Source organism: Microbacterium sp., from assembly GCF_047972865.1.
GTDB lineage: Bacteria > Actinomycetota > Actinomycetes > Actinomycetales > Microbacteriaceae > Microbacterium.
The window spans coordinates 1-6,627 of sequence record NZ_JBKEAY010000203.1; the positions used below are offsets into that span (position 1 = coordinate 1).

A 6,627-nucleotide genomic window follows, 5' to 3' on the forward strand; every position below is an offset into this window, starting at 1 on the left:
GGCACCGTGATCGCCAGCAAGACCGGGAGGGCGTAGAGCCAGATCGACCAGGACCGGGCGAACAGGACACGGTTGTAGCCCCGGTGCGTCAGCACGAGCACGACGGCGAGCACCGCCGCAAGCACCGTCTCGATCAGGACGGAGGTCGCCAGATCGTCCGTGAACAGATGCCCCACACCGTTGCTTAGCAGGCCCGGCGTCAAGTACCACAGACCGAACCAGACGAGCACGGCGGCGATGACCACCCATTAGGGGTGCGACCGCGCGCGAACAACACTCACACGGGCCTGGGTCATTGATCCATCGTGTCACAGGGCCATCGACGCCAGCCGACCGAGGGGAGCCGCTGAGCGGTCGCGTCGCCGGACTACATCCCGAGCCCGCCGCGCTCCGGTCCCGTCCTGCCGTGGCCGGTCGAGGGTCGGAACGGTTCGAGCTGAGCGGCGCGCGCAACACGCGCAGCGCGGGCGCGCTCGGCGGCTTCCCGCGCGACTTCCGCGCGGGCGGTGAGTTCGCGGCCGAGCTGCGCGGCCTCGGTGACGGGCAGAGCCTCGATCCGTGCGAGGTCGCGGCGGTCGCGGTCGGCCTGCTTCCTGAGCTTCGCGGCGTGGGCGATGACACGGCTCGGGGTGGAGCCTCCGAGGGCGCGCTGGCTCAGCGCGATCGACTCGCGCATCTGCCGGTCGACCAGGCGGCCCTGCTCGCGGTGGGCCCGCTCCGCCTCCTGCCGCGTCTCGGTCACGCGGGGGTCGGCGTCGGCCTGCTTCCCGGCGACCATCTCGGCCCACGACTTCAGGCCGCCCGCTCCGGTCGGCAGGCCGCCCCAGCGTCGCCGCACCGCGTCCTCCGTCGTGCGGTGCTCGCCTGCGGCCTCGGCCGCCGCGCGGCCGGTGGCGCGCTTCCGCAGTCGCCCGGCCTGACCGTGCGCTGTCTGCGCCTCCCACATCCGCCCCCGCGTCGTGAGGTAGACGGCTCCCTCCGCGGTGGCCTGCTCGATCAGCGGGGCCGCGACCTCGGCGCGGACTTCGGCGGCTCGGGCGTCCGCGGCAGCGACGGCCTCCTGCTGCTCGTCGGCCTCGGCCCAGTGCGTCTTGCGCTGTCGGTCGAGCGCGGTCAAGACCTGCTCCCACTTCTCTGCCTGGCGCTCTGCGCGCTCGATCCGCTCCGTCAGGCGAGCGCGCTCCGCGTTCACCAGGCGCACCGGCCCATCGGCTGCAAGTCCGGCGACGGCCTCGCGCGCTGCCTCGGTCGCGGCAACCAGGCCCCGGTCGGCGCGATCGCGGTCAAGCGCGGCCACGAACTGCTCCCGCGCCTCGTCCACGTCAGCCGCGACGACGTGCAGCCGGTTCGTCTCCTGGCCGCGGGTCATGCCGACATAGACACCCGAGGCGTCGAGCGCGCCAGACAGGACCGTGTGCGAAGCGGGCACGGTCGCGCCCTGCACCCCGTAGGCGGTCGAGGCGTAGGCGAGGTGGGTGTGCTCGGCGACGTACTCGGCCGGGAGCCTGACGCTGCGCTGCCGCTTCCGGCCGGTGCTGTTCTCCTTCGCCCACACCGCCCCGTCCTGCCCGACCGCTTGTACGGTCCAGGTCTGACGGTTCGCCACCTGCACATCCGAGTCGTTCTGCCTCGTCTGGATCACGTCACCGGGACCGATGCTCAGTCCATCGCTGCCGGTGGTCGTGCGGCCGTCGTCGATCAGGCCGGAGCGCACGCGCGTCTCCCGGATGCGCGCGTTCAGCTCGCGCGCCTCGTCGTTGGTCGCGGTCGTGATCGCGTCCCCGTCGCGGCTGTCGCGGGCGATCGCCTCCTGCACGGTCTCGGTACTCTCGTGTAGCACCACGAGGCCGAGCGCCTGCAGCCGGTCGAACAGCAGCGCCGGATGCTCCCCGCGGCGCATCTGCACCGTCAGCGCCGCGTACTCGGGATCGGTGAAGCGATGCACGGTCGTCATGTCGAACACGCGCGGGGTGAGCTGCGCGGCGATGTCGAGCACACCGCCCCTCCCGACCGCGGGGAGCTGCGCCCGGTCCCCGACGAGGGCGAGGGTCGCGCCGTGCTCGTCCGCCACGGTCAGCAGCGCCAGCGCCGTGTCCTGATCCAGCATCCCCGCCTCATCAACCACGATCCGCTCACCGCGAGCCAGCCGCGCGGCCGAGGTCGGGCCGGTGTAGGTCGCTCCCATCTCCGGGTCGGTGTCACCCACCGCGAGACGGGTCCACACGCCGTCACGGTTCCAGCGCCAGCCGTGCTCGTGGACGAGCTTCGCAACGCTGTCCGCCGCCACGCCGAGTTCCTTGGCTGCGACATCGGCGGCCTTCTTCGTCGGCGTCACGACTCGCGTGCGCCGTCCCTGGCCTGCGGCGGTTTCGATGGCCGCGCCGAGCATCGTGGTCTTCCCCGCGCCGGCCGCACCCTCCACGACCACGAGCAGCTCGGTCCCGGCGACCGCGGCGGCGGCCTGCGCCTGCTCCGGGTCCAGGCCGGGATCGTGCGCCAGTCGCATCACGTCCGGCTCTTGGCCGGTGCGGGCCGTTGCGCGGGCGGTCAGCCGGTCGCGCAAGTTCGTCTCGACCGCGACGACATGCAACGTCGTGAGGTGCGCGACGTGCTCGGGCCGCACACTGTCGGGCGGCAGCACCGACAGGCAATCCTCAGCCGCGAGGCGGGTCGTGATCGCAACCATGTCGCGCAGCGCGTCGGGGGTTGCGCGCACGCCGGACTCGGTGATGATGCGGGTGACGTGCTCCTGGACGGTGTGCACCGTCCAGGTCGATGCGACGGCGGCACAGCGGTCGAGTGCGCGCGATGCGACCTGTTGCACGCTCAGGTCGTCCAGTGCCACCGGCGCGCTCCGGCGCACCCTCGGCGGGTCCGGCGTGTAGCCGGCCGCGTCGAGCTCAGTGCGCCAGGCGGCCTCGTCCTTGAGGGTGGTCGGCTTCTTGGCCGGCCGCTCGTGATCCCATGCCATCGCCTCCAACCGGCCACGCACGACCGGGCCGGGCTCCTGCCCCGGATGCGCTGCCTCCCACTCTGCGCGGAAGCGGTCGAGGTTGCGCTGCACCTGCGCCGACCGCTTCGACATGAGCGCGTTGTAGGGCTCTAACTCCGCAACCTCCCCCGTCACCGGGTCCAGCGTCAGCCCGTGCGCGTCGAGCACTTGGGCGAGGTGCGGGTGCGCGGCGATGACGGCGGTGCCGAGGGCGCGGATCGCGCCCTGCTGCCGGAACAGCGCCGCCGTGTCCAGCCCCCGCCACGCCCCGGCCGCCCACACGCGGGCGCCGATCTGGAAGTGGATGTGCCGGTGCGGGTCACCGGCCCGCGAGGTGTGATGCACGACCGAGACGGTTTCGAGCTGCTGCACCGGAACCACCTCCTGCTTCCCGCGCGGGCCGATCCGCGTGACGCTGTGCTCTCCGAGCCAGCGCCGGATCTCGGCCACCGCGTCCTGCTGCGCCACGTCCAGCGCCGCCGACACCTCGGGGTGCAGGGCGACCGCGATCGACAGGGACTTCGGCGCGTTCACGACCATCTCCAGGAATCGCGGGCTGCCCCGCCTGCCCTCGCCCGCCTGCCGGGGCTTGCCCATCGACTCGCCGGTGAGCGGGTTGATCCAGTTCACCCAGGCCGCGTACTCGTCCGGGTTCAGCACGCCCTCGCCGATCACGGAACCGTTGCCGTCGACCACGGCGAACTCCGCGATCGCCGTGCCTCCCTCCAGGTAGTAGTCGTCGGCGCGGGAGCGGTCGGACTCCAGATAGTGCAGCGCGGCCGCGCCGGTGCCCCGGAACGGGATCACGCCGCCCTTCATAGCCGCCTCACTCTCACCTAAGATTCTTGCAATTACCTACGGTACCATCCGTGCATCCCTGTTGGGCTGGAGAATCCTGTGAGGTTGAGAGGGCGGTCCTGGAGCGAGAGGGACGGAGTGTTGGGGTCGTAGGGTCGAGAGGGAGAGACGGGATCGGATGGTGCGGGTGAGGTGAGGATGACGGGGAGACGGCGGGCAGGGATCGTGGCCGTGGCCGGGCTGGTGACCGCGATCGGCTTGACCGGATGCGTCCCGTTCGCGTGCCCGGCGATCGGCTGGTCCAACACCGTCGTCGTCCAGCTCGACGGTGACACCTCGGCCGTCGATCAGGTGCAGCTCTGCACCGATGACGGCTGCGCCCCGGCTGAGGACGTGGACATGACGGGGCTGCTCGGGTTCGTCTCAGTCGAAGATCAGGACGGGGATTCGTGGACGTTCTCGGTCGGCATGAACCGGCTGGAGCAGTTCACGGTGCGCACGCTCGCCGGCGACGGCACCGTGCTCTCCGATACGGAGGTCACGGCGGAGTGGGTGCGTGTCGGCGGTAGCGAGCAATGTGGCGAACCCGGCGAGTCCACCGTCACCGTGCAACCGTGAGCGCGGCCCGCCAGCGAGGGGCCGGGGCTAGTCTGCTGGTATGAGACAGTCCAGGTGCGCGGCGGCTGTGTTCGGCATCGCTCTGGCCGTGGGCGCGACGCTCGGGGCCGTGACCGTGTTCGTCTCGGTCTTCGTCTCGCTGCGGGCCACACCTGCCGCCCGGCCCGATCTGGACTCGTGGACGGGCGCGGCAAACGTCGCTGCGGTCGCGGCCATCGTGGGCGCGACCGCCGGCCTCATCGTGGCGGCCGCGTCCTGGTCGGTCGCCGCTCTGGTGCTCGTCCTGGTGACTCGGCGCTGGCACGCTCGCGTCGTCCGAGTCGTCGCGGTCGCACTCGGCAGTGCGGCCGGTGCTGGCCTGGTGCTGTGGTTCTTCGCCACCCGGCCCGGTGCGATGCTTGACGCGGGAGCGTTCGCAGTGCTCGCGGTCGTCGCGGCGGCGCTGGCGGTGGTGGCGCTCCTCGTCTCGGAACGGCGCGTGCAACCCCTGTCGGCACAGTCCTGAGAGTTCAGCCGACGTTGCGGATCAGCGCGGCGCTCCTTTTCTGGATGAGACGCCGCAGGTAGGGGACGAGAACGAGGCGTTCGGCGAGGGCTCCGAAGATCGGGGATGCGACGGTGAGCGTGTCGATCATCCGGTAGCCGCCTGACGCGTCCTCGAAGGCGTGCTCGTGGGCGAAGGTCTTGAACGGCCCGTTCACCTGCTCGTCGATGAAACGGCGAGGGCGATCGAGGGTACTGATCTTCGAGGTCATGGTGAACCAGATGCCGAAGTGCCGGGCACGCCAGGTCACGGTCTGGCCGATCCCGATCCGCCCCGACATCACCCCCGCGATCGCGCGCTCGCGTGACTGGCTCATCGAGTCCACGTGAGCGTCGATGTCCAGCGAGAGGTCGAAGATCGTGGCGGCGTCCGTCGGGCACTCGGTGACGAGCATGAACGTTGCGGCCATGAAACCGATTCTGGCGCAATCGGGTCGTGGAGGACATGTCCATCAGTGAGAGCCTGGCCGAGAGGAAGCACTGATGGAGAACCCGACTTCACCCGAACACGACACGCTCGACGCGCTGCTGGATCGCTCCCGGACGGCGCTGGCCGAACCGGACGACCTCGACGCCGCCGTCGAGGTCATGCTTGCGGACCTGGCCGACCAGCCCCGCGGCCGCCTCGCCCGGCTCGGACGTGGTCGCCGGGTGGCGGCCGGGATCGCGCTCAGCGCGGTACTGGCCGGCGCGGGCATGAGCGCGGCTGCCGCCACGGGTCTGTGGTCATGGTGGGCCGAGACCCCGGACCTGGCCTACGAGTTCACCCTGCCCTCGGGTGAGCAGTGCGAGGTCCGCTACGGGCTAAGATCGACCAGCCCGACGACCGCGCCCATCGACAGCTCGAACCTGGATGCGGGGCTCGCCGGATGGTTGGCGGCGACGGACGTGCTCGCGGTTGCCGATGTCGACGGGGCGTTGGCTGCGTTCGAGGCGGGCGAGGTGAAGTTCTTCGCCGCCCACCTGGACGACGACGGCGGGCTGACCTCACAGGCCGTGCAGCCCGGAGCGGTCATGGATGCCGACGGGCTGTACGCGGCGGCAGTCGAGTACGCAGTGTCCGAGGTCATCAACGACGAAGTGGTCGCGCGCGGACTGGCCGGCATCGCCTACGGCACGGAGAGCGTCTGCGGTGGGGTCATGCAGTGACCCCCGATCCGCAAGCACAGCGACTGACCGAAGCACTGCGCCGGGAGTCGCCCGACCTGCTGCGCTACTTCCGCCGCCGCGTGACCGAACCCGAGGACGCCGCCGACCTGCTCGCCGAGACCGGACTGACGGCCTGGCGGCGCGTGGGTGACCTTCCCGCCGACGACGAGGGCGCCAGGCGGTGGCTGTTCACCGTCGCGCACAACACCTACCTGAACTATCAACGCGGATCGCGTCGCCGGCACGCACTTGCGGATCGAGTGCGAGGTGTCCTCGCCGGTGCAGAGCGGGTGTCGCCGCCCTCGGACGACGGCATCGAAGTGCGAGACGCGATCGACAACCTCACCCCAGTGCGGCAGAGGTCGTCCGCCTCATCCACTGGGACGGGCTCACCGTGACCGAAGCCGCCGAGGTCATCGGTGTCTCATCCTCGACAGCGCGGGCGCGCTACCAGCGTGCCCGCGCCGAGCTGCGCGACAGCCTTTCAGTGACGACGACCGCCTCACCGAGTCCAGCTCCGCAGGCCG

At 71.1% G+C, this 6,627-nt stretch carries 7 protein-coding genes and 1 pseudogene; 5 read left to right on the forward strand and 3 right to left on the reverse strand.

The window, feature by feature from the left end; translation table 11 throughout:
• On the reverse strand, positions 1-245 hold a 245-nt coding region (locus ACK5KK_RS12265), incomplete at its 3' end, for a hypothetical protein (protein WP_416890368.1).
• 122 nt (positions 246-367) lie between these two features.
• Positions 368-3,811 (reverse strand): MobF family relaxase, encoded by a 3,444-nt coding sequence (gene mobF / locus ACK5KK_RS12270; RefSeq protein WP_416890369.1) that lies wholly within the window; start codon positions 3,809-3,811, stop codon positions 368-370.
• A 177-nt stretch (positions 3,812-3,988) separates the two neighbouring features.
• On the opposite strand from mobF, the gene ACK5KK_RS12275 reads away from it, so the two are divergent.
• Positions 3,989-4,408 (forward strand): hypothetical protein, encoded by a 420-nt coding sequence (locus tag ACK5KK_RS12275; protein ID WP_416890370.1) that lies wholly within the window; start codon positions 3,989-3,991, stop codon positions 4,406-4,408.
• Positions 4,409-4,448: 40 nt separating this feature from the next.
• Positions 4,449-4,913, forward strand: a complete 465-nt coding sequence (locus tag ACK5KK_RS12280; RefSeq protein ID WP_416890371.1) for a hypothetical protein — start codon at positions 4,449-4,451, stop codon at positions 4,911-4,913.
• A gap of 4 nt (positions 4,914-4,917) precedes the next feature.
• On the opposite strand, the gene ACK5KK_RS12285 is transcribed toward ACK5KK_RS12280, so the two are convergent.
• Positions 4,918-5,361, reverse strand: a complete 444-nt coding sequence (locus ACK5KK_RS12285) for an SRPBCC family protein (RefSeq protein ID WP_416890372.1) — start codon at positions 5,359-5,361, stop codon at positions 4,918-4,920.
• 73 nt (positions 5,362-5,434) lie between these two features.
• Between ACK5KK_RS12285 and ACK5KK_RS12290 the strand changes: the two genes are divergently transcribed.
• The 3 genes and pseudogenes from ACK5KK_RS12290 to ACK5KK_RS12300 form a co-directional block, all read left to right on the forward strand.
• Entirely contained in the window at positions 5,435-6,100 is a 666-nt protein-coding gene (locus tag ACK5KK_RS12290; RefSeq protein WP_416890373.1) for a hypothetical protein, read from the forward strand.
• Positions 6,097-6,498: an RNA polymerase sigma factor gene (locus ACK5KK_RS12295; RefSeq protein ID WP_416890374.1), complete on the forward strand. Its 402-nt coding sequence runs from the start codon at positions 6,097-6,099 to the stop codon at positions 6,496-6,498. Before ACK5KK_RS12290 ends, ACK5KK_RS12295 begins: the two co-directional genes overlap by 4 nt.
• A pseudogene (locus tag ACK5KK_RS12300) lies at positions 6,495-6,627 on the forward strand (RNA polymerase subunit sigma-24); the annotation flags it as partial. The gene ACK5KK_RS12295 and the pseudogene ACK5KK_RS12300, both read left to right, overlap by 4 nt.

Bases quoted from the DNA above. Each gene is read 5' to 3' on its own strand.
- mobF (WP_416890369.1), bottom strand. From the start codon at position 3,811: ATGAAGGGCGGCGTGATCCCGTTCCGGGGCACCGGCGCGGCCGCGCTG.
- ACK5KK_RS12275 (WP_416890370.1), top strand. From the start codon at position 3,989: ATGACGGGGAGACGGCGGGCAGGGATCGTGGCCGTGGCCGGGCTGGTG.
- ACK5KK_RS12280 (WP_416890371.1), top strand. From the start codon at position 4,449: ATGAGACAGTCCAGGTGCGCGGCGGCTGTGTTCGGCATCGCTCTGGCC.
- ACK5KK_RS12285 (WP_416890372.1), bottom strand. From the start codon at position 5,361: ATGGCCGCAACGTTCATGCTCGTCACCGAGTGCCCGACGGACGCCGCC.
- ACK5KK_RS12290 (WP_416890373.1), top strand. From the start codon at position 5,435: ATGGAGAACCCGACTTCACCCGAACACGACACGCTCGACGCGCTGCTG.